The sequence below is a fragment of the Agathobacter ruminis genome, assembly GCF_002735305.1.
Classification (GTDB): Bacteria; Bacillota; Clostridia; order Lachnospirales; family Lachnospiraceae; genus Roseburia; species Roseburia ruminis.
The window spans coordinates 1-25,047 of sequence record NZ_PDYG01000009.1 but is presented as its reverse complement, the minus strand read 5'-3'; the positions used below and the strand labels follow the sequence as shown (position 1 = coordinate 25,047).

25 protein-coding genes and 1 tRNA gene are annotated in these 25,047 nt (G+C 38.5%); 11 read left to right on the top strand and 15 right to left on the bottom strand.

Features of this window, described 5'->3' with window-relative positions:
* Positions 1–5 precede the first annotated feature (5 nt).
* From CSX02_RS03000 to CSX02_RS02970, 7 genes are all read right to left on the bottom strand, one after another.
* On the bottom strand, positions 6–878 hold the full coding sequence (locus CSX02_RS03000) for a DUF3881 family protein (RefSeq protein WP_031544008.1): 873 nt from the start codon (positions 876–878) through the stop codon (positions 6–8).
* Between the two features lie 2 nt (positions 879–880).
* Complete coding sequence (locus CSX02_RS02995; RefSeq protein ID WP_189281302.1) at positions 881–1,912, bottom strand: HD-GYP domain-containing protein; 1,032 nt, start codon at positions 1,910–1,912, stop codon at positions 881–883.
* Between the two features lie 56 nt (positions 1,913–1,968).
* Positions 1,969–2,466 carry a DUF4446 family protein gene (locus tag CSX02_RS02990; RefSeq protein ID WP_099385577.1) on the bottom strand — a complete coding sequence of 166 codons (498 nt, stop codon included), beginning with the start codon at positions 2,464–2,466 and terminating at the stop codon, positions 1,969–1,971.
* 64 nt (positions 2,467–2,530) lie between these two features.
* The gene (locus CSX02_RS02985) at positions 2,531–3,436 is read right to left on the bottom strand and encodes a ParB/RepB/Spo0J family partition protein (RefSeq protein WP_031544011.1); all 906 of its coding nucleotides are present in this window, start codon (positions 3,434–3,436) and stop codon (positions 2,531–2,533) included.
* A 3-nt stretch (positions 3,437–3,439) separates the two neighbouring features.
* On the bottom strand, positions 3,440–4,207 hold the full coding sequence (locus CSX02_RS02980; RefSeq protein WP_031544012.1) for a ParA family protein: 768 nt from the start codon (positions 4,205–4,207) through the stop codon (positions 3,440–3,442).
* Positions 4,208–4,573: 366 nt separating this feature from the next.
* On the bottom strand, positions 4,574–5,218 hold the full coding sequence (locus CSX02_RS02975; RefSeq protein WP_031544013.1) for a response regulator: 645 nt from the start codon (positions 5,216–5,218) through the stop codon (positions 4,574–4,576).
* Positions 5,219–5,221: 3 nt separating this feature from the next.
* Positions 5,222–6,244 (bottom strand): sensor histidine kinase, encoded by a 1,023-nt coding sequence (locus CSX02_RS02970; RefSeq protein WP_099385582.1) that lies wholly within the window; start codon positions 6,242–6,244, stop codon positions 5,222–5,224.
* Between the two features lie 170 nt (positions 6,245–6,414).
* On the opposite strand from CSX02_RS02970, the gene CSX02_RS02965 reads away from it, so the two are divergent.
* Complete coding sequence (locus CSX02_RS02965) at positions 6,415–7,380, top strand: alpha/beta fold hydrolase (RefSeq protein WP_099385576.1); 966 nt, start codon at positions 6,415–6,417, stop codon at positions 7,378–7,380.
* 2 nt (positions 7,381–7,382) lie between these two features.
* Here CSX02_RS02965 and rsmG read toward each other — a convergent pair whose 3' ends face one another.
* From rsmG to rpmH, 8 genes are all read right to left on the bottom strand, one after another.
* Positions 7,383–8,096 (bottom strand): 16S rRNA (guanine(527)-N(7))-methyltransferase RsmG, encoded by a 714-nt coding sequence (rsmG, locus tag CSX02_RS02960; RefSeq protein ID WP_099385575.1) that lies wholly within the window; start codon positions 8,094–8,096, stop codon positions 7,383–7,385.
* Entirely contained in the window at positions 8,086–10,014 is a 1,929-nt protein-coding gene (mnmG, locus tag CSX02_RS02955) for a tRNA uridine-5-carboxymethylaminomethyl(34) synthesis enzyme MnmG (RefSeq protein ID WP_099385574.1), read from the bottom strand. Before mnmG ends, rsmG begins: the two co-directional genes overlap by 11 nt.
* Positions 10,015–10,020: 6 nt before the next feature.
* Positions 10,021–11,397, bottom strand: coding sequence for a tRNA uridine-5-carboxymethylaminomethyl(34) synthesis GTPase MnmE (mnmE, locus tag CSX02_RS02950; protein WP_031544020.1), 1,377 nt, complete (start codon positions 11,395–11,397; stop codon positions 10,021–10,023).
* Positions 11,398–11,498: 101 nt separating this feature from the next.
* On the bottom strand, positions 11,499–12,122 hold the full coding sequence (jag, locus tag CSX02_RS02945) for an RNA-binding cell elongation regulator Jag/EloR (protein WP_031544021.1): 624 nt from the start codon (positions 12,120–12,122) through the stop codon (positions 11,499–11,501).
* Between the two features lie 26 nt (positions 12,123–12,148).
* The gene (locus CSX02_RS02940) at positions 12,149–13,435 is read right to left on the bottom strand and encodes a YidC/Oxa1 family membrane protein insertase (protein WP_189281300.1); all 1,287 of its coding nucleotides are present in this window, start codon (positions 13,433–13,435) and stop codon (positions 12,149–12,151) included.
* Positions 13,436–13,449: 14 nt separating this feature from the next.
* On the bottom strand, positions 13,450–13,659 hold the full coding sequence (yidD, locus tag CSX02_RS02935) for a membrane protein insertion efficiency factor YidD (protein WP_099385573.1): 210 nt from the start codon (positions 13,657–13,659) through the stop codon (positions 13,450–13,452).
* A 20-nt stretch (positions 13,660–13,679) separates the two neighbouring features.
* Entirely contained in the window at positions 13,680–14,024 is a 345-nt protein-coding gene (gene rnpA, locus CSX02_RS02930; protein ID WP_031544024.1) for a ribonuclease P protein component, read from the bottom strand.
* A 74-nt stretch (positions 14,025–14,098) separates the two neighbouring features.
* Positions 14,099–14,233: a 50S ribosomal protein L34 gene (rpmH, locus tag CSX02_RS02925; protein WP_099385572.1), complete on the bottom strand. Its 135-nt coding sequence runs from the start codon at positions 14,231–14,233 to the stop codon at positions 14,099–14,101.
* Between the two features lie 305 nt (positions 14,234–14,538).
* On the opposite strand from rpmH, the gene dnaA reads away from it, so the two are divergent.
* From dnaA to CSX02_RS02875, 10 genes are all read left to right on the top strand, one after another.
* Positions 14,539–15,903 (top strand): chromosomal replication initiator protein DnaA, encoded by a 1,365-nt coding sequence (dnaA, locus tag CSX02_RS02920; RefSeq protein ID WP_031544027.1) that lies wholly within the window; start codon positions 14,539–14,541, stop codon positions 15,901–15,903.
* Positions 15,904–16,178: 275 nt separating this feature from the next.
* Positions 16,179–17,288: a DNA polymerase III subunit beta gene (gene dnaN, locus CSX02_RS02915; RefSeq protein ID WP_099385571.1), complete on the top strand. Its 1,110-nt coding sequence runs from the start codon at positions 16,179–16,181 to the stop codon at positions 17,286–17,288.
* Positions 17,288–17,503 carry an RNA-binding S4 domain-containing protein gene (locus CSX02_RS02910; protein ID WP_031544029.1) on the top strand — a complete coding sequence of 72 codons (216 nt, stop codon included), beginning with the start codon at positions 17,288–17,290 and terminating at the stop codon, positions 17,501–17,503. The genes dnaN and CSX02_RS02910 overlap by 1 nt, the downstream gene beginning before the upstream one ends.
* A complete protein-coding gene (gene recF, locus CSX02_RS02905; protein WP_051637935.1) occupies positions 17,503–18,636 on the top strand; it encodes a DNA replication/repair protein RecF in 1,134 nt (377 codons plus the stop codon). The genes CSX02_RS02910 and recF overlap by 1 nt, the downstream gene beginning before the upstream one ends.
* A complete protein-coding gene (gyrB, locus tag CSX02_RS02900) occupies positions 18,578–20,512 on the top strand; it encodes a DNA topoisomerase (ATP-hydrolyzing) subunit B (protein WP_099385570.1) in 1,935 nt (644 codons plus the stop codon). Before recF ends, gyrB begins: the two co-directional genes overlap by 59 nt.
* Positions 20,513–20,540: 28 nt before the next feature.
* On the top strand, positions 20,541–23,021 hold the full coding sequence (gene gyrA / locus CSX02_RS02895) for a DNA gyrase subunit A (protein WP_099385569.1): 2,481 nt from the start codon (positions 20,541–20,543) through the stop codon (positions 23,019–23,021).
* A gap of 10 nt (positions 23,022–23,031) precedes the next feature.
* A complete protein-coding gene (locus tag CSX02_RS02890) occupies positions 23,032–23,877 on the top strand; it encodes a fumarate hydratase (RefSeq protein ID WP_099385568.1) in 846 nt (281 codons plus the stop codon).
* Positions 23,878–23,888: 11 nt separating this feature from the next.
* Positions 23,889–24,146 carry a hypothetical protein gene (locus tag CSX02_RS02885; RefSeq protein WP_031544035.1) on the top strand — a complete coding sequence of 86 codons (258 nt, stop codon included), beginning with the start codon at positions 23,889–23,891 and terminating at the stop codon, positions 24,144–24,146.
* Positions 24,146–24,703 carry a Fe-S-containing hydro-lyase gene (locus CSX02_RS02880; protein ID WP_099385567.1) on the top strand — a complete coding sequence of 186 codons (558 nt, stop codon included), beginning with the start codon at positions 24,146–24,148 and terminating at the stop codon, positions 24,701–24,703. The genes CSX02_RS02885 and CSX02_RS02880 overlap by 1 nt, the downstream gene beginning before the upstream one ends.
* A gap of 105 nt (positions 24,704–24,808) precedes the next feature.
* Positions 24,809–24,896 (top strand) — tRNA-Ser (locus tag CSX02_RS02875).
* Positions 24,897–25,047 lie beyond the last annotated feature (151 nt).

Here is a 25,047-nt window from a genome sequence, read left to right as displayed (position 1 = left end):
TCTGTTTATGAAACAATTTTTCCCTGCATCCAGATATTGCCCTTGAATCTGCGGCCAATCTCCGGTTTGCCAAACAAATCCTTTGCATTGATACAAATATCAAAAACCATATCGTTGCACAGGATTCCCAATATATAAATCTTTTCATGGCTGATGCGATTCTCCGCCTCAACCACTGCTGAGATTTCTCCTATAATACTATACTGATCGCTCTCGATTCCATATGGCATAAAAGTAGACGAAATGATGCTAAGCAAATCTTCTTTTTCCACACGCTGAGAAAGCATCGCATAGGTATCCATATCTTCAAGCGCCAGATTAGCAATTGCTTCTTCATTGCCATCCCGTGCCTGAGACATTAGTTTATTATATTCCATTCGCTTTTGAAGTTCAACAATAACATCCTCTTTGCCATTTTGAACCGGAAGTACAATTTTTCCCTCCGATGCGAGAGCAGAGAGCATCGCGCCGCGTCTCCGTTCTTTTGGTCCACGCAGCTTTTGCTCTGCAAGATAGTCAACGACATTTTGAAGATAAAAAATCAAAGTCACACCAAGGCGGTAATCATCACAGACGCCTGCATAAGATTCCTTTTCGGCATGCTTTTCAATATCCACGAATTCTTCTGTGCTCATCTGATATGGTTCAAGGAACGGATAATAATAATCCATCTGAAATTCATCTCTCTCATTATAAGTTCCTCGAATCATAATGCCAAAGCCAGGCCCGTACTGGCAGGATAGCTCGACATATTCTGCGCCCTCTGAGTCTGTAGATGCCTTGATGGTATCCGGATGTCGAATCAACTCCGTCAGGAGCATTTCCACATCACGGCGCTTCATATCAGAAAAGCCAATCGATTTCAAAAATTTATGCATACTCAATATACCCGGAGTATCGAAATGTCCTCTTCCAAATTCAGATTGCAAAAATGTTCATGCGATTCTGTATCTGCCGCATCCAAAACCATCACAATCGGGCGCGCCGGATTATGTGTTTGAGATACTACTACCGTATGTTCCTCACTGCTGGTTGTCATTGTAGTGCCAACCGGATACATTGCAATCATCTTGCAAATTTGATCTGCTACATCATGATCAAATTTCTTTCCATTTTCGGAACTCAGGTAATCGATTGCTTCGCGAACAGAAGTCCGCTTGGATTCAATTCCTGATATCATACATTCAAAGGCATCACACGCCTGGACAATACGACACTCTATTTCTTCATTATTTTGCTTAAGAGGGAATCCTGTATTATCGATTCTCTCATGATGGTGCAAAACCATCTTTTTTGATACTTCCGGAACCCAATCCGCTTTTTCAAGCGCATAATATCCTAAAATCGTATGTTTACGATATTCAAACGCTTCCAGTGGATCTTCGGTATCCATATTACAATTTTCATACTTCACAGTGATATAGCGAAGTCCAACATCATGCAGCAGGCTTCCGATTGCCACTGCAAATTTTTGTTCCTCTGGCAAATTCAATGCCTTCGCAACCAAAATCGAAAGCAGTGTCACCATAACAGTATGCTCATATAAGTCGGCAGAATGTTCGCTGATATCAATCGCTACATCATCCGATACCGCATCGATATCTCTGATCATCTCATTTGCGATTGGCTCGAACTCACGGAAATCATCACCGTTACCATGCACATGGTTGCCCAAAATTTTTCGCACTTTTACAACATAGGATTCAAACTTTGTCTTATCAATAATATAATGAGGTTTCTCGTAATCTTCATACGGATCCTCAATCATAAGACTGTCAATCCCAAGCGATTCGATCAAAGGAAGATAATCGATTTTTATCGCAGTGCCTTTTGGAATGAGGATGTTTTTTTCCTCAGTCATAATAGGCTCTGCCAGGATTTCTCCGCCTATTAGATTTTTAACCGCTCTCATTCGCATACACCTCACGCTCCACGCAAGGATATGACTTCCAGTCACATTACCATATTTTACGATCTGGAATTTTTGGCCATATCCAAAGCTTCCTGCTCTTCTTCAGCCAATACCAATACGGAATTACCATCGATGATTTCTTTAATATATGTATAGCATCCCTCACGGCTGTGTACCGCATTCAATACAAATCCGTCATTGGTCTCATTCAAAAGAGCCAAAGAAAAGCTGAGCTTACCACCCATCTCATGGAATGCATCATACTTGACCAAACCAATTTTTTGGTAAGTATATTTCATATTTGCAAAAATCTTTTTGATATTTTTCTCGTTAGCGGCATTCGCTTTCAGGAGGTGTTCCACCTCGTCAAGTCGCTTAATCAAAGTATCCTCTAAAGTCTTTGCATTCTTACCGGACATAAAGACTTTATAGTTCTTTTTGAGAGATTTAATTTGAACAATGTTTACGATCCAAAGGACAAGCAAAATTACTACAAGCACAGCCAGTCCTATGATAATATAATCTGAATCAAATCCTAAATATTTCGATATCATTGTACGAAAGTCTCCTATATATATTGTCTTAAATTTTTACGAAATTTTAAATAGTATATTGTAACTATTTTCTGACAGTTCTAATCAAATCAATGATGCGATCCAACTCGTCTGCGCTAAAGTACTCAATCTCAAGCTTACCGGTCTTCTCATCCTTTGCGGAAATCGCAACCTTTGTTCCAAGAATTGCCTTCAAGTCCTCTTCCAGCTGATGGTATACAGCCTCCAACTGAGGACTAAGTTTCTTTTTAGCCTTTGTATCTACTTGCTTTTCATTCTGCAAGTTCTTGACCAGTTTCTCTGTGTCGCGCACATTCAGCTTCTCATCAAAAACTTTCTGCGCAATGATATACTGTTTTTCGGAATCTTCGATTCCTAAAAGGGCACGAGCATGTCCGGTAGAGAGCATTTCATCAATCACCATCTGTTGAACCTTGTCGTTCAATTTCAAAAGTCGCATTGCATTGGTTACTGCAGCACGGCTCTTTGAAACACGCTCAGCTACCTCGTCCTGCTTCAAATCAAATTCCATGATCAGACGCTTATAAGCCTGAGCTTCTTCAATCGGATTTAAATCTTCACGCTGGATATTTTCGATCAACGCAATCTCCATGATTTGCTGATCGGTTAAATCCTTTACGATTACAGGAACTTTTGTAAGGCCAGCCAACTTAGCCGCACGCCATCTACGCTCACCCGCAACAATCTCATAATAATCTTTACGATCTTTTACCAATAATGGTTGTAATACACCGAACTGTTTCAGAGATTCGGACAATTCCAGCAAAGCATCCTCATCGAATTTTTTACGAGGCTGATCGCGATTCGGTTCCACTTTATTGATATCCATATAGATAGCTTCCTGAAGCGCGTCACTCGGTGCAGCCGGAGCTGCGGTTGCTGCTTTTGCACCTTCCTTTGGTGCGATTAAGGAATCAAGTCCTTTTCCAAGACCTTTCTTTACAGCCATAGTTTATACCCCTTTTCTTTCAATAATTTCCTGTGCCAATTTACGATAGCTCTCTGCTCCTGAAGACTTCGGATCATACATATTGATTGGAACACCATATGATGGTGCTTCTGCCAATCTGATATTTCTAGGAATCATCGTCTCATATATGGTTGTATCCAAATTTTGCTTTACAGTTTCAACCACCTGGTTTGAAAGATTAGTACGAACATCATACATAGTAAATACCACACCTTCCAATTTCAAATGTGGATTCAAACGCTCCTGCACCAGATTGATTGTATGAATCAACTGGCTCAATCCTTCCAACGCATAATATTCACACTGAATCGGTACCAATACAGATGTCGCTGTTGTCATAGCATTTACAGTCAACATATTCAGAGAAGGCGGACAGTCGATTATAATGAAATCATAGTCTTCTTTGATATAGTCTACCTTTTTCTGAAGAATATATTCCTTATCATTCTCACCAATCAACTCAATCTCGGCACCGGCCAAGTCTACATTCGATGCAATCAATTTTACATTTTCAACAACTGTATCTGTGATAGCTTCGCTAACACTACATTCTCCAAGAATCAGTTCGTAAACTGTATTCTGAAGTTCAGCTTTATCAACTCCAAGTCCGCTGGTCATATTTCCCTGCGGATCCAAATCAATCGCTAATACTTTCTTTCCTTTCTCTGCCAGAGATGCAGATAAATTAATGGATGTTGTGGTCTTTCCAACTCCACCTTTTTGGTTCGCAATTGCGATAATCCTAGCCATAAAATTACCTCTTTTTTATTTTATTTTCCTCTTTTTGTCGTGCTTACCCATTATATCACTTATTGAAAATCAATGCCATATGCAAAAATGTTTCATGTGAAACATTTTTCTTTGTTTTCCAAAATCTAGTGTCTGATTATAAACGCACGAACTAAATCTTGTGGAATTTTCGTGAAAAATTTTTATTTTTAAAAATGTTTCACGTGAAACATAATGCCGTAAAGCCCCGAATTTATGCGATTTGTTTGTAAGTCAAATCCGGATTTCGACAAAAAAACAGTAAAACAGTGTTTCACATGAAACATAGAAGAAGGAGATGCGTACACATCTCCTTCTTCTAAATACTCTATATCAATATTATTCTTATCAGATCTTAACAAGATTGTTGCGGATTGCAAATACAGCAGCTTGTGTACGGTCAGTCACTTCAAGTTTCTTGAAAATATTTGAAACATGATTCTTAACAGTACGTTCTGAAATATCAAGTCTTTCAGCAATTTCCTTATTATACATTCCCACGGAAAGAAGTTTTAATACTTCAATTTCTCTTCTGGTAAGCTCATCAATTCTTGCTTCATCATCATTCTTTTCAATCATCTTAGAATTTAATGCAGGAATCAAACTTGGCTGGATATAATTTTCTCCGGAAGCAACAGCAAAAATTGCTTTTTTCAATTCAGCTGATTCAGAATCCTTCAAGACATATCCGTCAACACCGATATCAACTGCCTTCATCAAATACTCTACTTCATTATGTACAGTTAATACCAAAACCTTAACGCGAATACGACGTTCCTTCAAAGCAGCCAATACTTCAAGTCCGTTCATAACCGGCATATTAATATCGAGCAATAACACATCCGGTTTTACAGTGGAAAGCTTATCCAAACATTCCTGTCCGTTCTCTGCCTCAGCGATCACTTTTATATCCCCATCGAGCTCTAATAAATTCTTAAGTCCCTCGCGAATCATTGAATGATCATCCGTAATCATAATTTTAATTGCAGCCATTTTTTATTTGTCCTCCTTATTAACCGGTATCGAAACCGATATTCTACATCCTTTTCCTACTGCTGAATCAACTTCAATGGTTCCTGATAACAGGTATACCCTCTCTTTCATCATCGACATACCAAATCCGGAATTGTCCTGTCTTGGTGTATCCGGTATTGAATGTGGATCAAACCCTTGCCCATCATCTTCAATAAACAAATGCAAATCATCTGAACCATATTTCATCTGAACAGAAAGCTTGCTAGCATTCGCATGTTTGATTGCATTATTACATGCCTCCTGAATGATACGAAGAAGAGTCAGTGAAATGACACTATTAATATTATATGGTTCTCCGATTACTTCATAGCTGATATGAAGAGGAGTCTGTACACGGAATTTATCCAAAAACCGTTCGACTGTTACATCAAATCCGATATCGTCAAATGACATCGGGCGCAAATCATAAATCATCTTTCTGGTATCATCGATAATTGCACGAAGTGTTTTTGTCAATGCAGATAATTCCAAACGACATCTTATCACATCAACATCCATCAACTTCATACACAGTTCAGACTTATGTACAAGAGACGTAAGATTCTGTACGGTGGAATCATGTAAATCTCTGGCGATTCGCTGTCTTTCATTTTCCTGTGTTTCAAGCAACGCCAGTCTGAACTTCGGAGAAAAATCATCCTCAGCTCCTTCCAATAAAGGAAGAATATCTTCGCGGGATACTTTAATCACACTATTAATTTCATCAACCTTACGATCGATCTTTGCCAGTTCACTATCGACTATTTTTAACTGTCTGGAAATTTCTTTTTGTTCCTCTGCCAGTTCTTTAATCTTCTCTTTATTAAAATGATTTACTTCCCTGGGAGTAAACGCCTCAAGATTCGGATCCTCAGCTTCCTCGAGAAGCTGTAACATCTGAATATTTTCTTTTAATTTATTCTGATAGTCAGACTTCTTCTTTAAAAGAATAATCCTGTCTTCATGAAATTGTTCTTTTGTCTTTTCTAAGTATTCTTTAACCATTGTTTTATCACCAAACATATGTTTGGGTATATTCCTACTAAAGTACTATTGTAGTATACAATACTTTTTTCGAGTTGAAAAGTGCGAAATAAAAAATATTTGTACATATATGTCAAAATGTTATAATAAAAGTAACCCGATAACTAACAATGTAACACAGGGAGGTTATTATGAAAAAAAACAAAGTAAAAGCAGCAGTGATTGTCCTGTCAGGAGCACTTACTGCAATGCATTTGTATAATCGTTTTATTTCAAAAGCAGCAACAAGCAACCACCGACTTACTGATGCCAAAGGACAATATTTCAATTGGACCCACGGAAAAATATATTATACAAAAAGAGGAACCGGAGAACCGATTCTGCTTGTGCATGACACAGACCCAACCGGATCAGGAGCTGAGTGGAGTAAGATTGCAACAATACTTGCAAAAGACCACACCGTCTATACCATTGATCTGTTAGGTTGCGGACGATCAGATAAACCTGGCCTGGAATACAACAATTATTTGTATGCACAGATGATCACCGCATTTGTAAAAGAAGTAATTGGAGAACGGACAGATGTCATTGCAAGTAATCTGTCGAGTTCCTTTGTCATTTCTGCTCAGGCTTTGGAAGAATTTTTGTTTGATCATATCATCTGCATCAATCCGACTCCAATCGAGCAATTGGAAATGATTCCGGATACACATAGCAAACTGCGAAAAGGATTGCTGGATCTTCCGATTATCGGAACATTCCTATATAACATCCTGAGCAGTTCTCTTCATCTGGATGCGATATTCAAGGAATTCTATTTTGCAAAAGCACAACATATCACAGCAGAAATCAAAGATACTTATTACGAAGCTGCACATTTGAAAAACAGCCGCGGCAAATATTTACTTTCAAGTATTTTTGGAAATTATATGAATGTAAATCTAAAAGTTTCACTTCAGAAAATCAATAAACCGATTTGTATCATCGGAAGCAGAGAACTCGAGCGAAACACAGAATATCTGCATGAATACGAAAAAATAAATCGACATGTTGATGTAACCATGCTCTCCGGAGCAAAAAATTACCCTCAGCTGGAAATTCCGGAGAAAACACTGAAGGTAATCATAGACTTCTTAAACGAAGAATTTTATTCATAAAATTATAATGGATCTTTTGTTGGCGTACCTGCCTTGCGTGGGTACGCTTTCTTTGTCGCATGTGTCTTTTCAATCACAACAAGACTTCTGGAATTTTCGCCGATTGAGAATGAATCCAAACCGGATAATTTCGCACCCAGTTTTGTAAAAGCGGAATTTGCCTGATTGACTTCCTCTTCACAATCCCCACCTTTGTAGGAAATAAAATATCCGCCAACTTTTACAAAAGGAATACAATATTCGGATAAAGAAGACAAATTGGCAACAGCACGGGAAACACATAAATCAAACTTTTCACGGTAGTTCGGATTACGGCCCAAATCTTCCGCGCGACCATGTACTGCAACTATTCCGGATAAGCCCAAAGCATCAATGACCTCCTGCAAAAAGAGCACACGCTTATTCAGTGAATCCACCAGCGTAATCTGTATTTCCGGAAAAGCAATTTTAAGAGGAATTCCAGGAAATCCGGCTCCTGTTCCCAGGTCAAGAATTTTGCATGTTTGATTCAACGGATATTTGCGGATCAACGAAATACTATCGAGAAAGTGTTTCTCCACGACTTCATCAAAATCCGTAATGGCAGTCAAATTCATAACTTTGTTTTTTTCAATTAACATATCATAAAATTGTATGAACTGCTGAATCTGTTTTTCATTAAGATCCACACCCAGCTTCTTTGCTTCATTGCAAAAATAATTTGTATCATGCATCATGTTTTTGATCCTTATTATTCTGATAATAGCTCTCGAGATAAATCAATAAAACAGAAACATCTGCCGGACTTACACCTGAGATTCGTGATGCCTGGCCAATTGATTCCGGCTGCAACTGATTTAATTTTTGGCGCGCTTCCGTACGCAGATTTGAAACATCATCATAATCAAATGGCACAGGGAGTTTTTTCTTCTCGAGTTTTTTAAACTGTTCTACCTGTTTCATCTGACGGGAAATATATCCATCATACTTGATTAAAATATTAACCTGCTCTCGCACTTCCTCAGGAAGATCAGGTCTCTCAGGATCAAGCTCAGCCAACTTATCATAATCCAATTCCGGACGACGAATCAAATCGGCAAGCGAAGCTCCTGTATTCAAAGGAATACTTCCATATTTTTCAAGCACCTTAGTGACACTCTCACGTGCACCGACTTTGATTTCTTTTACACGAGCAATTTCCTGTTCAATCAATTGCTCTTTTTTGCAAACCCAATCATATCGATCTTTTGAAATCAGTCCAACTTCATATCCTCTTTTTGTCAAACGCAAATCGGCATTGTCCTGACGGAGGAGCAAACGATATTCTGCTCTTGAAGTCATCATTCGATATGGCTCTCTGGTTCCTTTTGTAACAAGATCATCGATCAGGACACCGATATAACTTTCTGAGCGATCCATCACAAAAGGTTCTTTGCCAAGCAATTTGTTTGCAGCATTAATTCCTGCAACCAGACCCTGACAAGCCGCCTCTTCATAACCGCTGCTTCCATTAAACTGACCACCGGAAAAAAGACCGGAAATCTTTTTGAATTCCAAAGAAGGTTTTAATTGCATCGGATTGATACAGTCATATTCAATTGCATAAGCATTTCTGACAATCACAGCATTTTCCAGTCCCGGAAGTGTGCGATACATTTCATGCTGAACATCTTCAGGAAGAGAAGAAGACATTCCACCTACATACATTTCATTTGTATGAATGCCCTCCGGTTCAATAAAAATTTGATGACGATCGCGGTCTGCAAATTTTACAACCTTATCTTCAATAGAAGGACAATAACGCGGTCCGGTTCCTTCAATGATTCCGGCATAGATTGGAGAACGATCCAGATTATTGCGAATGATCTCATGCGTCTTTTCATTCGTATAAGTCAGCCAACAGGAAACCTGCTCCTTTTGAACAGTATCAGGATCGGTTGTAAAAGAAAAAGGAACAACTCTCTCATCACCGAATTGCTCTTCCATCTTAGAATAATCAATACTTCTGCCATCGATACGAGCAGGTGTACCCGTCTTAAAACGATACATCTCGATTCCATGGTCGACAAGAGACTGTGTCAAATGTGTTGCAGCAGAAAGACCGTTTGGTCCGGTATGTGTAATCATCTCACCGGTCAGACAACGCGCACCCAGATAGGTTCCAGTACAGAGTACAACTGCACGCGCATGATAAGTAAATCCGGATACGGTTTTAACACCGACAATCTTCATTCCACAATCGGTATCTTCTGTCAAAATTTCAGATACTTCTGCCTGACGAATCGTCAAATGTTCCTGATTTTGAAGGGTCTGTCGCATACGCATACTATAATCGGTTTTATCCGCCTGTGCTCTCAATGAATGAACAGCAGGCCCCTTCGATTTGTTCAACATCTTAGACTGGATAAAAGTGTGATCAATATTGACTCCCATCTCTCCGCCGAGAGCATCAATCTCACGAACCAAATGTCCCTTTGAACTTCCTCCAATATTAGGATTGCATGGCATCATAGCAATGCTGTCCACACTCACTGTAAAAATAATTGTCTCTAATCCAAGTCGTGCACATGCCAATGCAGCTTCACATCCTGCATGACCGGCACCGACTACTACTACATCATAGGTTTCTTCTTTAAAACTCTTCTGTTCTACCATTTTCTTTTATTTTCCCATACAAAATTTGGAGAAGATCTCCTCTACTAAATCATCCTCAACAGATTCACCGATAATCAGGCCAAGCTGTTTATATGCATTCATCAAATCCACAGAATAAAAATCCTCCGGCATTTGATCTTCGATACTTTTCAATACCAGATTTAAACTTGAAATTGCTTCCGCAATCAAAGATTTATGTCTCACATTGGTAACATAGACCTGATCGTTATATGTAATCTCACCTGCAATAAACAAATGATGAACCTGCTTTTCCAACAGATCAATACCGGTATTTTCCTTTGCGGAAATGGCAATCACAGGAAGATTTGTAATCTCTTCCACATCTTTAATTTGAATCTTTTGCTCGAGATCCGTTTTATTCAAAATCACAATTGCTTTTTTGTCTTTCAAATAAGAAAGCAAATCATGATCTTCCTGATCCATCTCACCGGATGAATCAATCACATAAATGATCAAATCGGCATCATCTGCTTCTTTCATTGCTTTATCCACACCGATTTTCTCAACAATATCATCTGTTTTTCGGATTCCTGCGGTATCCATCAGATTCAAAGTCAGACCATTCAAATGAATCTGTTCCTGTAAAACATCGCGCGTTGTTCCTGCAATATCTGTAACAATTGCACGCTCATAGCCAAGTAATGCATTCAGCAAAGAAGATTTACCAACATTCGGTTTTCCCAAAATAACAGTCTGAATTCCTTCTTTTAAAATGCGTCCGTTATCTGCTGTTGCGAGCAGTTCCTGTAATCCGCGGATGACATCCTGCATTTTTTTTGATAATTCATCCGGATAATCATCCAAAGAAAAATGTTCCGGATCATCCAATGCAGATTCAATGAATGCCATCTCATGTAAAATATTTTCACGGTACAAACGAATGGACTCTGAAAGTTTTCCGGATAACTGATCCATGGAACTTTTCAAAGCAAATTGATTTTGTGAATCAATGATATCCATGACTGATTCAGCCTGTGACAAATCAATTCGTCCATTCAGGAATGCGCGCTTGGTAAACTCACCGGGCTCTGCAAGTCTTGCTCCGGCTTTGACTACCGTTTCAAGAATTTTTTGCATAACAAAGACACCACCGTGACAATCGATTTCAACGGAATCTTCAGCTGTATAAGAATGAGGTGCTTTCATAAGAAGCACCATAACCTCATCGATTTTTTGATCTCCATCATAAATATATCCATAATGAATTGTATGAGATTCACAGGATTGAAGCTTTTTATCTTTATTTGGAGAGTGATAAATTTTATCTGCGATTGCAATTGCTTCACTTCCGCTGATTCGAATAATGCCGATTCCGGAAGAGGACATCGCTGTTGCAATTGCGCAAATGGTATCTTTGTTCATAATCAATTCCTTCTAAGCTTTTGTCGCATGCTATATTATACCCTCAAAAAAAAGAGGTGTCCACATTGGACACCCCTTTATCTCATCATTTTTTGATTTTTCTACTTTTTCAGAGTAACAACAACATGTCTGTAAGGTTCTTCACCCTCACTATGTGTTGAAACGAAACGATCATTTTGCAATACAGAATGAATAATTCTTCTCTCATAAGGATTCATCGGCTCAAGTTCAACCGGACATTTGGTTCTCTTAACCTTATAAGAAATATTCTTTGCAAGATTCTCAAGTGTTTCTTTTCTGCGCTCTCTGTAATTTTCAGTATCAATCTTAACTTTGTAATGATCTGAATTTTTCTTGTTGATTGCAAGATTTGCAAGATACTGGAGAGAATCAAGTGTCTGTCCTCTCTTACCAATCAGAACACCCATGTCATCTCCCTTTAATTCAACATTGATGCACTTATCTGACTCATCAATGTTGAGCAGGATTTCCACATCCATATCCATTGCAGAAAATACATCATACAGGAATCTTTTGACATCTGCATCAATCGAATCTTTCTTGCGTGCCTTAATGACAGCATCTTTGCTTCCGATTCCAAGGAATCCGGTACTTCCCTTTTCTACAACTTCGTATTCAATCTCATCACTGGTAGCGGATAATTGAAGGCAAGCCTCTGTAATGGCTGCTTCTACTGTTTTAGCAGAAAATTCTTTAAAATCCATTTTTATAACCTCCATCAAACTCACAATTACTTACGGGAATTGCGTTCATTAAAGTTCTTTACCATATTTGCTTTAGAAGCAAGACTTCCGGATGCAGCATTATTTTTCATCTGCTGTGCATTTTCCAATGCAGATTCCGCATCATTTGATACATTGATATTTGCTCTTGCATCAATTGAACGGGTATTAATTGCAGCTGCTCTGCGGATCTGGTCCTGATAAAGACCCTGTTTTTCTTTTTTCTTTGCTACCTTGTCTTTGTTCTTTTCGATGATTGTTTCAAGATCAATCTTATCGAAATGTCTATTCAGGAAATACTGCTGAATAGAACGAACAAGTGCACCGGCAATCCAATAAATACCAAGACCAACAGGAAGAGTGAAACAGAATACCAATGACATCAAAGGCATCATAAGATTCATTGTCTTCATGGTCTGAGCTGCCTGATCACCTGTATTTGCCTGAGGAGTCAGACGAATATTCAATCTCTGTGTTACAAAGGAAAGAATTGGGAAAAGTAAAGCTACAATTGCTACCAAATACGATCCTGTTGCAAATGAATTCTTAATAATGGAAAGTGGAGAATCCGAAATGTTCAAACCTAAGAAATAATTGAAATGCTTAATATTTGAATAGGTATTTGAAATCTGATCTCCAAGGTCCGGAAAATAAGATACCAAATGATTGGTTTTCTCAGAAGCACCGGTCCACGCGGTCGATGGAAGTTTGTAAAGTAAATCAACAATATGATTTGTTAATACCGTACCCTTCTCATTTGCCCACTCTACAGACTTTAATGTTGATTCATTAAAATCAGTTACAATTTTTGTCAGGGTTTCCTGATGGCCTGAAGTATTTACAATACCGTCAACCAATCCGGAAAACTGATTTTTGACATTGGTAATGTATGCAGGAACATTATAGAATACACGATATAATGCAAACAAAATCGGCATCTGGATCAAAAGCTGTAAGCAGCTTCCCATCGGAGAAACACCGTATTTTGAATAAATTAATTGTGTCTCGGCATTCATTGCCTGCATTGAAATCTGGTCTCTTTTTCCTTTGTACTTATCCTGTACAGCTTTCAATTCCGGCTGCATCTTCTGTGTCAGCTTGGAGAATTTTTGCTGTCTGTAAGTGAGAGGAAAAAGAATGAGATAAATTACGATGGTAAGTAAGATGATGGACACACCTACATTTGCGATGCCGATGGCATTCATTCCCATGTAGATGAGATTCATTATCCAACCGATTCCTTTTGCGATTGGTCCCAAAATACTACCAGCGTAAGGAGTCAATAAAATATCCATGGATTTAACCCTCCCTATGGAACAGGATCATAACCTCCTTTGGAAAACGGATTGCATCTCATAATTCTCCATGCTGCCAATGCACCGCCCTTTAAAGCACCGTGCTTTTCAATCGCTTCCAGTCCATACGTTGAACAAGTCGGATAATAAGGACATTTTGTTCTTTTCATAGGAGATATATATTTTCTATATAATTTAATGAGTCCAATCAGTAATCTTTTCAAAGTGATCCCATCTTTCTTTTCTAAAATGATCGATTTAAAATCTTGTGAAGAGATCCAAGATGTAACAGTGCATCTTTAATCTGATGATAATTGCATTCTTTTGCTGTCACTCTTGCGACGACTACAATGTCCAAACCACTATTGAACATTTCTTCCTGTAATCTGTAACTTTCCCGAATCAATCGGGTCAAATGATGTCTTATAACACTGTTTCCTACTTTTTTGCTTACTGAAATTCCGAGTCTGTTCTGACTCGTTTCATTTTTTAAGACATACATCACCAGATAGCGATTGGCATAGGAGACGCCCTGGCTGTATACTTTCTTAAAATCTGAGTTTTTCTTTAATGAGTCCGAAAATTTCATATTTCCTCGATTCATTATAAATGTTTGATAAAAGAAGAAAAGACCACATCATCTGTGGCCTAATTAAAATCCAATTATGCGGATAACTTCTTTCTTCCTTTAAGTCTTCTGGCTGCCAAAACCTTACGGCCACCAACTGTCTTCATTCTTGCACGAAATCCGTGAACCTTAGATCTCTGTCTTTTCTTTGGCTGGAATGTCATCTTCATCGGTATCCACCTCCTCTGCGTTTAAAAACATCGACCTAATTATAACAAAAACTGGCTTTTTGTCAAGAAAAACTTTTATCCACGCCTATTCACATCCTATCTACAAACTTATACACAATAATTGTCAGTTATCCCCTTTATGTTGATAACTTGTGGATAAGCTGTTTAAATAATTGTCAATAACTCCACATTTGTATGGATAACTATATCTTTTGGAATCAGTTGAATAAAACCTTTAAATAGTGTAAGATAATATCTGTAGCACTATGCAAAAATATATCATTATAACAGCGTATGGAGTTTAAATGAACGAGTTACTTCAGAAATGGGAAGAAATTTTACAAAAAGTAAAAGAAGAGCACGAAATAACCGATATTTCGTTTGATACATGGTTAAGACCTCTTGAAATATATAATATCAAAGACAACACTCTTTATATTCTTTTAAAGAATGAACAGGTTGCAATTAACTATATTAATAAGAAGTATTACCTTCCTATTAAAGTAGCAATCGCGGAAACCATTGGTGTAGAGTATGAAATCGAATTCATCACACCGGCTCAGACCAAAAACATGAAACCGGTGGTTGATGCATCTCCTTTAAATAAGGAACTGATTAATTCAGCAGCCAACCATTCCAATTTAAATCCAAACTACACATTTGATACATTTGTCGTTGGAAGCAATAACCGTTTTGCACATTCTGCTTCCCTTGCAGTTGCAGAATCTCCGGGTGAAGCATACAACCCTCTATATATTTATGGAGGACCGGGACTTGGCAAAACTCACCTGATGCATTCCATCGGACATTTCATTTTGGATCAGAATCCTTATGCAAAAGTACTTTATGTTACTTCCGAAGAATTTACCAACGAAGTAATCGAATGTATCCGTAATACCAACAATGCGACCAAGATGTCTCAATTAAGAGATAAATATCGCACCGTTGATGTATTGATGATTGATGATATTCAATTTATTATCGGAAAAGAAATGACGCAGGAAGAATTTTTCCACACTTTCAACGCTTTGCAGACGCAAGGCAAACAGATTATCATCACTTCCGATAAACCTCCTAAGGATATGCAGCCTCTCGAAGAGAGAATTCGTTCCAGATTTGAGTGGGGATTGATGGCAGACATCGGTGTTCCTGATTATGAGACCAGAATGGCCATCCTTCGCAAAAAAATTGAAAATGATAATTTTGAAATCAATGATGAAGTATTGAATTATATTGCTCAAAATATCAAGTCAAACATTCGTGAACTTGAAGGAGCTTTGAATAAACTGCTTGCATACCATAATCTTTCAAACGAAGATATTACAATGGATGTGGCAATTAATGAACTTCAAAATATTATTACTCCGGATAAACCAAAGGAAATCACTTCGCAGCTGATTATTGAAGTGGTAGCGGATCATTACAATCTGACCATTGATCAGATGATTTCCAAGAATCGCAGTAAAGATATTGCAAAACCAAGACAAATTGCAATGTATCTTTGCAAAACAATGACAGATTCACCACTTGATGCAATTGGTTCACTCCTCGGAGGAAGAGATCATTCCACAATTATTCACGGAGTAAGTACTATTACAAAGGATTATGAAGCAAATCCGGAATTAAAAGAAACCATTGAAACCATCAAGAAAAAAATTAATCCGAACTAGTTTCTTCCTATTATAATAGTTTTTCAAATAACAATATGGATAACCTGTTTATAAATGGGTTTATAGTTTGTGAAAAGGATGTTAGCTTATTTTCATCAATAAAAGTTATCCCTTTTTATCCAACTCCTTTCAAACCGGTTTCCACACAGTTATAATTCTCGATTTTTTCAGTATTTATAAGGGTTTTAGCGGTTATAAACTTTTAAACACCCCCTAATACTATGAATACTAAATTTAAATAATATATATACTTATGGCGCAGGAGGAGTAAACAAATGAAGATTGTTTGTTCAAAATCAACATTATTGAAAGGTGTTAATATTGTATCCAAAGCAGTTCCAACCAGAACTACAATGGCGATACTTGAATGTATATTGATTGATGCATCTACTGATGAGATTAAATTAATTGCCAATGATATGGAATTGGGAATTGAAACCAAAATAGAAGGTGACATTGTTGAAAGAGGAATTATTGCATTGGATGCAAAAATTTTCTCTGAGATGGTTCGCAAACTTCCTGACGAAGATGTAAGTATTGAAAGTGACAGCTCTTTTAAAACAATCATTTCTTGTGGAAAAGCAAAATTCAACCTGATTGGAAAACCTGGAGATGATTTCTCTTATTTGCCATATATTGAAAAAAATACATCAATTGTATTAAGCCAGTTTACTTTGAAAGAAGTGATCCGTCAGACAATCTTTTCTGTTGGATTCAATGACAACAATAAGATTATGACCGGTGAGTTATTTGAAATAGACGGTAATATTTTGAAAGTTGTTGGTTTGGACGGACATCGTATTTCCATCAGAAATATAGAAATGAAAAACAGCTATGAAAACAAGAAAGTTATTGTTCCGGGCAAGACCTTAAATGAAATCAGCAAGATTATCAGCGGAAATGCTGATGAAGATGTGATTATTTCCATGACAGATAATCATATTGTATTTGAATTTGATAATACCGTTGTGGTTTCAAGACTGATCGAGGGAGATTATTTCAAGGTTGATCAGATGTTGACTTCTGATTACACAACCAAAGTAAGAATCAACAAGAAAGATTTGCTCGAATGTATTGATCGCTCCACACTTTTAGTAAAAGAAGGAGACAAAAAACCAATCGTCATGGAAGTAAAGGATAATAGTGTTGAACTTCGTATAAATTCAACCATTGGATCCATGAGAGAAGAAATCGATATCGAAAAAGAAGGAAATGATATCACAATTGGTTTTAATGCCAAGTTTTATATTGATGCTTTGCGCGTAATTGATGAGGAAGAAATTGATATTTATATGATGAATCCGATGGCTCCATGCTTCATTCGCGATGAAAACAATACTTATATTTATCTGATTCTTCCTGTAAAAATAAAGGAAAATAACTAATGATTACAGTTCAAATCAGAGAAAAAGATGAATTTATTAAATTAGGTCAGGCCTTGAAAAAGGCAGGCGTTGTAGGAAGTGGCGTCGATGCCAAGTTTTTGATTCAGGATGGGCAGGTACTTCTCAATGGACAGGTAGAGACCCAGCGTGGAAAGAAACTATATGGAGGAGAAGAGATTTCCTACAATGGAGAGATCATAAAGATTGAAAGATAATGATCATTAAATCCATTCATTTAAATAATTATCGTAATTACAAGGATATGGAAATCCATTTTGATGATGGTATCAATATTCTTTACGGAAAAAATGCACAGGGAAAAACCAATATTTTGGAATCCGCATATTTATGTGCAACCACAAAGTCCCATAAGGGAAGCAAAGACAAAGAAATGATTCGTTTTGGATGTGAAGAATCACATATCAGAACAATTGTGGAAAAAAAGCAAAAGACATTTCAAATCGATATGCATTTGAAAAAAAGCGGTGCGAAAGGTGTGGCAATCAATAAAATGCCGATTAAACGCGCTGTGGATTTGTTTGGAATCATCAATATTGTATTTTTTTCGCCGGAAGATTTGAATATTATCAAAAACGGACCGGCTGAGAGAAGAAGATTTATTGATGCGGAGCTTTGCCAGATTGATAAGGTTTATTTATCTGATTTAACTAATTACAATAAAGTTTTAAACCAGAGAAACCATTTGCTCAAGGAAATGAATTATCGCCCGGATCTAAAAGAAACACTTCCAATCTGGGAAGAAAAGCTGATGGAATTCGGAAAAAAAATCATTCAAAGAAGAACCTTATTTATCAACGATTTAAATGAGATTATCTGTGGAATTCATAAAAATATTACCGGATCAAAAGAACATATTGTGATGCGGTATGAACCTTCCGTTACGGATAATGATTTTGAAAAACAGTTAAATGCAGCAAAAGAGAAGGATTATCGATTTTGTTCTACATCTGTGGGACCTCACAGAGATGATATGATTTTTGAAGTGGATGGAATTGACATCCGCAAATTCGGATCTCAGGGCCAGCAGAGAACCGCTGCACTTTCTTTAAAATTATCGGAGATAGAATTTGTTAAAAAAACGATTCATGATAATCCGATTTTGTTACTGGATGATGTATTGTCGGAGCTTGATAGCGACAGACAAAATTATTTATTGAATTCCATTTCGGATATACAGACAATTATTACCTGTACCGGATTGGATGAATTTGTGAAAAATCGATTCAAAGTAGATAAAGTATTCGAAGTAGTTGAAGGAGAAGTTTTCGATGAGCGAAGAAAAGAAAACGAATCAGGAATATGGTGCGGATCAAATCCAGATACTTGAAGGACTTGAGGCCGTAAGAAAAAGACCGGGTATGTACATCGGAAGTACATCAGAAAGAGGTCTCCACCATTTGGTTTACGAAATTGTGGATAACGCAGTAGATGAGGCACTTGCAGGAGCATGTAGCCATATTGAAGTAACCATTGAAGAGGATAATTCAATTACCGTAGAAGATGACGGAAGAGGAATTCCTGTCGGAACCAATCACAAAGCCGGAAAATCTGCTCTTGAAGTTGTATTTACTGTACTTCATGCAGGTGGAAAATTCGGTGGAGGAGGATACAAAGTATCCGGAGGATTACATGGTGTAGGTGCATCGGTTGTAAATGCGCTTTCTACCTGGCTGACAGTAGAAGTATATAAAGACGGAAAAGTCTATGGACAAAGCTATAAACGTGGAAAAGCAGACGGTGAAGTTTCGGTAATCGGTACCTGTGATAAAGAAAAACACGGCACAAAAGTTCACTTTTTGCCGGATGATACCATTTTTGAGACAACGGTTTATGATTATCAAACCTTGAAGACACGTCTTCGCGAGACCGCCTTTTTGACAAAGGGACTGCATATTACATTGATTGATAATCGTGAGGATAAACATCATCATGATTTTAAATATGATGGAGGTATCAAAGAATTTGTTACCTACTTAAATCGTGGTAAAGAGGCAATGTACAATGATGTCATTTACTGTGAAGGAACAAAGAATAATGTCTATGTGGAAGTTGCTTTCCAGCATAATGATTCATTCAATGATTCGACCTATTCATTCGTAAATAATGTCATCACTCCGGAAGGTGGTACACATCTTTCAGGATTTAAGAATGCTTTGACAAAAACATTCAATCAATATGCAAGAGACAACAAGATTTTGAAAGATTCTGATCCGGCCTTAACCGGTGATGATATCAGAGAAGGTCTGACTGCAATCATCAGTATCAAGATTGAAGATCCGCAGTTTGAAGGACAGACAAAGCAAAAGCTTGGAAATTCTGAGGCAAGAGGAGCTGTCGATTCCGTAGTCAGCGAGAATCTAACCTATTTCCTCGAGCAGAATCCTCAGGTTGCAAAAAATATTTGTGAAAAATCACTTTTGGCACAAAGAGCAAGAGAAGCGGCGCGCAAAGCGCGTGATACTGCACGTAGAAAAGGTGCACTCGATGGAGCTGCGCTCCCTGGAAAATTAGCAGATTGTTCGGACAAAGATCCGAAAAACTGTGAAATTTTCATTGTAGAGGGAGATTCCGCAGGTGGTTCCGCAAAGACTGCAAGAAGTCGTGCTACACAGGCAATTCTGCCACTTCGCGGAAAAATATTAAATGTTGAAAAAGCCCGTTTGGATCGTATCTACGATAATGCGGAGATTCGCTCCATGATTACCGCATTCGGTACGGGAATTCATGAAGATTTTGATATCAGCAAACTTCGCTATGATAAAATTATCATCATGACGGATGCCGATGTCGATGGTGCTCATATTGCAACATTGATGCTGACTTTCCTATATCGCTTTATGCCGGAATTGATCAAGCAGGGACATGTATATCTTGCAACTCCTCCGCTTTACAAAGTAGAGAAGGGAAAAGGTGTATGGTATGCATACAGCGATGATGAATTAAACAAAATTATGTCTGACATCGGAAGAGATTCCAGCAACAAGGTTCAGCGATACAAAGGTCTTGGTGAAATGGATGCGGAACAGTTGTGGGATACCACAATGGATCCGGAAAAGCGAATTTTGAAACGCGTTCTGATTGACGAAGAAAATACTTCAGAACTCGATGTAACCTTTACCACTCTGATGGGTGATAAGGTTGAGCCAAGAAGAGAATTTATTGAGGAAAATGCAAAATATGCTTCCCTCGATTTACAAGCTTAATTTACTCTAATAGTAGGAGACACTAGCAATGGATGATAAGATTTTTGATCAAATACAGCATGTTGATCTGAAAAAAACCATGGAAACTTCTTATATCGACTATGCGATGAGTGTAATTGCTGCTCGTGCATTGCCGGATGTAAGAGACGGTCTGAAACCGGTTCAGAGAAGAATCCTTTTCTCAATGAACGAAATGGGAAATACATATGATAAGCCGCATAAGAAATGTGCGCGTATCGTCGGAGATACCATGGGTAAATATCATCCGCACGGAGATAGTTCCATCTATGGTGCTCTCGTATATATGGCGCAGCCATGGTCACTTCGTTATACCATGGTTGACGGACATGGAAATTTTGGATCTGTCGATGGTGACGGCGCAGCTGCAATGCGATACACGGAAGCACGCCTTTCTAAAATTTCAAGCTATATGATCGAGGATCTCGACAAAGATACTGTTGATTTCATGCCAAACTATGATGAGACAGAGCAGGAACCGGTTGTATTACCATCAAGAATTCCAAACTTGCTGGTAAACGGTACAACAGGAATCGCAGTTGGAATGGCAACCAATATGCCACCGCACAATTTAGTCGAATCCATCAATGCAGTTGTAAAATTAATCGATGATTACATCGAAGGCAAAGAGACAACCATTGAAGATTTAATGAAAATTGTCAAAGGACCGGACTTCCCGACAGGTGGTATCATCATGGGAACCTCCGGAATTTCTGAGGCATATCGCACCGGCAGAGGCAAAATTCGTGTGAGAGCGGTAACGGATATCGAGCCAATGGACAACGGCAAGAACCGAATTGTCATTACCGAACTCCCATATCTGGTAAACAAAGCAAAATTAATCGAAAAAATTGCTGAATTGCATAAAGAAAAAAAGATTGACGGAATTACAGACTTGCGAGACGAATCCGATCGCGAAGGTTTGCGTGTTGTAGTGGAATTACGCCGCGATGTGAATCCGTCGGTTGTACTCAATCTGCTTTATAAGCATACACAATTGCAGGATACATTTGGTGTAATCAATCTGGCACTTGTAAACGGCCAGCCAAAGGTATTGAATCTCTATGATTTATTAAAATATTATCTGCTTCATCAGGAAGAAGTTGTCACCAGAAGAACACAGTTCGACTTGAACAAAGCAGAGGCGCGTGCGCATATCGTGGAAGGTTTGATTATTGCACAGGATAATATTGATGAAGTCATTAAGATTATCCGCGCCAGCCAGACAACCGCAGATGCGCAGAATAATTTGATGGAACGGTTCGGACTTACCGAAATTCAGGCAAAAGCAATCGTTGAAATGAGATTGCGTGCTCTGACAGGTTTGGAACGCGAAAAGTTAGAAGCTGAATACAAGACGTTACAGGAGCAGATTGCATATTTCAAAGAAATTCTCGCTGACAAGAATAAACTGCTTGGCGTCATTAAAGAAGAGATTCTTGCAATTGCCACCAAATACGGCGATGAAAGAAGAACCCAGATTGGTTTTGACGAATATGATGTTTCAATGGAAGATTTAATCCCGGAGACCAATACCGTCATTACCATGACAAAAGTGGGATATATCAAGCGCATGAGCACGGAGCACTTTAAGAGTCAGCATCGTGGCGGCAAAGGAATTAAGGGAATGGATACCATACAGGATGATTTCATTGTCGAAATGCTCATGACAACTTCACATCATTATCTGATGTTCTTTACCAATACCGGTCGTGTATATCGAATCAAGGCATATGAAATTCCGGAAGCAGGCAGAACATCAAGAGGAACCGCATTGATTAATATCATTCCTCTGCAGCCGGGTGAGAAGATTACCGCGATGATTCCTATCAAGGAATATGGCGAGAATCAGTATCTGTTTATGGCCACCAGAAATGGTATTGTGAAAAAGACACCTCTTATGGATTATGCAAATATCCGTAAAAACGGTCTGGCCGCAATCAATTTGCGTGATGATGACAAATTAATTGAAGTAAAAGTAACAGACAACGAGCAGGAAGTCCTCCTGTTTACAAAATATGGACAGTGTATCAGATTCCGCGAAACAGACGTCAGAACCACCGGAAGAACTACAATGGGTGTAATCGGCATGAACCTTGCAGATGGCGATAAGATTATTGCCATGACATTGGTTCGTGATGCGGATGCTGTTATCCTTGTTTCTAAAAACGGTCTCGGAAAATGCACTTATGTCAAAGAATTCACGACGCAGAACCGTGGTGGAAAAGGTGTTAAGTGCTACAAGATTACCGAAAAGACCGGAAATCTTGTCGGCGTGAAATCCGTACAGCAGGATGATGAATTAATGCTGATCACAACAGTTGGAACAATCATTCGAATTCATGTGAAAGAGACGGCAATTCTCGGAAGAATTACCAGCGGTGTGAAATTGATTGATTTGGCGGAAGATGTAAATGTTGCAAGCATTGCTCTGGTTGTAGAGGACAAGAGTCTTATGCCACCGGAATTGCCGGAAGAAGAACAGGAATAAACAAATCATTATGTTACGTGAAATACAAGCAGAGACAATCACACAGACGGTAAAGGAAATGTGTATCCGGATTAATCATTTTCTGTCAGATGATATGAAAAATGTATTGAACCGGGCAAAAGAGACAGAAAAGTCGGAACTGGGATGCAAAATTCTTGGCCAGTTGCAGCAGAATCTGCAAATCGCAGAGTCAGAGATGATTCCGATTTGCCAGGATACGGGAATGGCAGTCTTTTTTGTGGAGATCGGTCAGGATGTACATATTACCGGTGGTTTGATTGAGGAAGCCATCAATGAAGGCGTAAGACAAGGATATACAGATGGATTTCTTCGCAAATCTGTGGTAAAAGATCCGATTTTGCGCGAAAATACAAAAGATAATACACCTGCAATTATCCATTACTCGATTGTTGCGGGTGATAAAATCAAGATTACTTTCGCACCGAAGGGATTCGGAAGTGAAAACATGAGCCGGGTATTTATGCTCAAACCGGCAGATGGAATCGAAGGTGTAAAAAATGCAGTATTACAGGCTGTCGAAGATGCGGGACCGAATGCATGCCCGCCGATGGTGGTTGGAGTCGGAGTCGGAGGAGACTTTGAAAAATGTGCCATTCTGGCAAAACAGGCACTGACCAGACCTGCAGGAGAACATTCCGAAATTCCTTATGTTGCAGACATGGAGAGAGAGTTGCTGGAGCGGATTAACAAAACAGGAATCGGACCGGGAGGACTGGGTGGAACAACGACAGCATTTGCGGTCAATGTGAATACCTATCCGACACATATTGCGGGACTTCCGGTAGCGATAAATATTTGTTGCCACGCAAACAGACATATTGTCAGAGAACTTTAAAGGAGAACAAAATGGAAGAACTTGAATTTCGTTATGACACACAGCTCTTAATCGAAGGAGAAGACCTCGACGAAGATGAAATCAGCGATTATATCACAGAGCATTTTGAAGGAGACTGCCTTCTTGCAGTCGGAGATGAAGAATTAATCAAAATTCATTTCCATACAAATGAGCCATGGAAGATTTTGGAATATGGACGCTCCTTAGGCGAAATTTATGATATTGTTGTAGAAGATATGGATCGTCAACAAAGAGGATTACACGGTTAATGGATAAGCATATTACAACGCCCATAACAGAAGAGATTACCAAAGATTTACATTCCGGAGATATGGTTTATATCTCCGGAACAATTTATGTAGCCAGAGATGCAGCACATAAGCGTCTTATGGAAGTACTTGATGCAGGTGAAGAACTGCCGATTGAAATACAGGATGCGACTGTATATTACATGGGACCTTCGCCGGCAAGAGAAGGTAGACCAATCGGATCTGCCGGACCGACCACAGCTTCCCGTATGGACAAGTACGCGCCAAGACTTTTGGATCTGGGATTAAAGGCCATGATTGGAAAAGGAAAGCGTACCCCGGAAGTCATTAATGCAATCATACGAAACCATGCGGTTTATTTTGCCGCAGTCGGTGGGGCGGGTGCATTATTATCCAAATGTATTGTGGAATCTGAAATCGTTTGTTATGAAGATTTGGGGGCGGAAGCTATCCGAAAAATCAAAATAAAAGACTTTCCTGCAATCGTTGTAATTGACTGTGAAGGAAATAATTTATATGAGTCAGCAATAACTCAATTTTCTGGGAATTTTCGTTGACAAACAATAATAATTTTAGTACAATACAATATGCGTCACGAAAGTGAGCAATTTCATATGGAAATAGATTCGGGTAACCGTAATTCTACCGTATTTAACGTATACGCAGAAGTACTCAAGTGGCCGAAGAGGTGCCCCTGCTAAGGGTATAGGTCGGGAAACCGGCGCGAGGGTTCAAATCCCTCCTTCTGCGCTCTATTTTCTCTCATGAAATTGTTTTTATTTTTTTAAAAAATATGTTGACATTGTTTGACGCCTATGATATTATATCATAGCTGTCGCTAAGACAGACAACAGTACATTGAAAACTGAACAGTGAATAACCTTGAAAGATTTGAAAAACT

Bases quoted from the DNA above. Each gene is read 5' to 3' on its own strand.
- CSX02_RS02880 (WP_099385567.1), top strand. From the start codon at position 24,146: ATGGATAAGCATATTACAACGCCCATAACAGAAGAGATTACCAAAGAT.
- CSX02_RS02890 (WP_099385568.1), top strand. From the start codon at position 23,032: ATGTTACGTGAAATACAAGCAGAGACAATCACACAGACGGTAAAGGAA.
- CSX02_RS02940 (WP_189281300.1), bottom strand. From the start codon at position 13,435: ATGGATATTTTATTGACTCCTTACGCTGGTAGTATTTTGGGACCAATC.
- gyrB (WP_099385570.1), top strand. From the start codon at position 18,578: ATGAGCGAAGAAAAGAAAACGAATCAGGAATATGGTGCGGATCAAATC.
- dnaA (WP_031544027.1), top strand. From the start codon at position 14,539: ATGAACGAGTTACTTCAGAAATGGGAAGAAATTTTACAAAAAGTAAAA.
- CSX02_RS02990 (WP_099385577.1), bottom strand. From the start codon at position 2,466: ATGATATCGAAATATTTAGGATTTGATTCAGATTATATTATCATAGGA.
- recF (WP_051637935.1), top strand. From the start codon at position 17,503: ATGATCATTAAATCCATTCATTTAAATAATTATCGTAATTACAAGGAT.
- CSX02_RS02995 (WP_189281302.1), bottom strand. From the start codon at position 1,912: ATGAGAGCGGTTAAAAATCTAATAGGCGGAGAAATCCTGGCAGAGCCT.
- rsmG (WP_099385575.1), bottom strand. From the start codon at position 8,096: ATGATGCATGATACAAATTATTTTTGCAATGAAGCAAAGAAGCTGGGT.
- gyrA (WP_099385569.1), top strand. From the start codon at position 20,541: ATGGATGATAAGATTTTTGATCAAATACAGCATGTTGATCTGAAAAAA.
- jag (WP_031544021.1), bottom strand. From the start codon at position 12,122: ATGGATTTTAAAGAATTTTCTGCTAAAACAGTAGAAGCAGCCATTACA.
- rnpA (WP_031544024.1), bottom strand. From the start codon at position 14,024: ATGAAATTTTCGGACTCATTAAAGAAAAACTCAGATTTTAAGAAAGTA.
- mnmE (WP_031544020.1), bottom strand. From the start codon at position 11,397: ATGAACAAAGATACCATTTGCGCAATTGCAACAGCGATGTCCTCTTCC.
- CSX02_RS02965 (WP_099385576.1), top strand. From the start codon at position 6,415: ATGAAAAAAAACAAAGTAAAAGCAGCAGTGATTGTCCTGTCAGGAGCA.
- CSX02_RS02910 (WP_031544029.1), top strand. From the start codon at position 17,288: ATGATTACAGTTCAAATCAGAGAAAAAGATGAATTTATTAAATTAGGT.
- dnaN (WP_099385571.1), top strand. From the start codon at position 16,179: ATGAAGATTGTTTGTTCAAAATCAACATTATTGAAAGGTGTTAATATT.
- CSX02_RS02975 (WP_031544013.1), bottom strand. From the start codon at position 5,218: ATGGCTGCAATTAAAATTATGATTACGGATGATCATTCAATGATTCGC.
- CSX02_RS03000 (WP_031544008.1), bottom strand. From the start codon at position 878: ATGCATAAATTTTTGAAATCGATTGGCTTTTCTGATATGAAGCGCCGT.
- CSX02_RS02980 (WP_031544012.1), bottom strand. From the start codon at position 4,207: ATGGCTAGGATTATCGCAATTGCGAACCAAAAAGGTGGAGTTGGAAAG.
- CSX02_RS02970 (WP_099385582.1), bottom strand. From the start codon at position 6,244: ATGGTTAAAGAATACTTAGAAAAGACAAAAGAACAATTTCATGAAGAC.
- CSX02_RS02885 (WP_031544035.1), top strand. From the start codon at position 23,889: ATGGAAGAACTTGAATTTCGTTATGACACACAGCTCTTAATCGAAGGA.
- mnmG (WP_099385574.1), bottom strand. From the start codon at position 10,014: ATGGTAGAACAGAAGAGTTTTAAAGAAGAAACCTATGATGTAGTAGTA.
- rpmH (WP_099385572.1), bottom strand. From the start codon at position 14,233: ATGAAGATGACATTCCAGCCAAAGAAAAGACAGAGATCTAAGGTTCAC.
- CSX02_RS02985 (WP_031544011.1), bottom strand. From the start codon at position 3,436: ATGGCTGTAAAGAAAGGTCTTGGAAAAGGACTTGATTCCTTAATCGCA.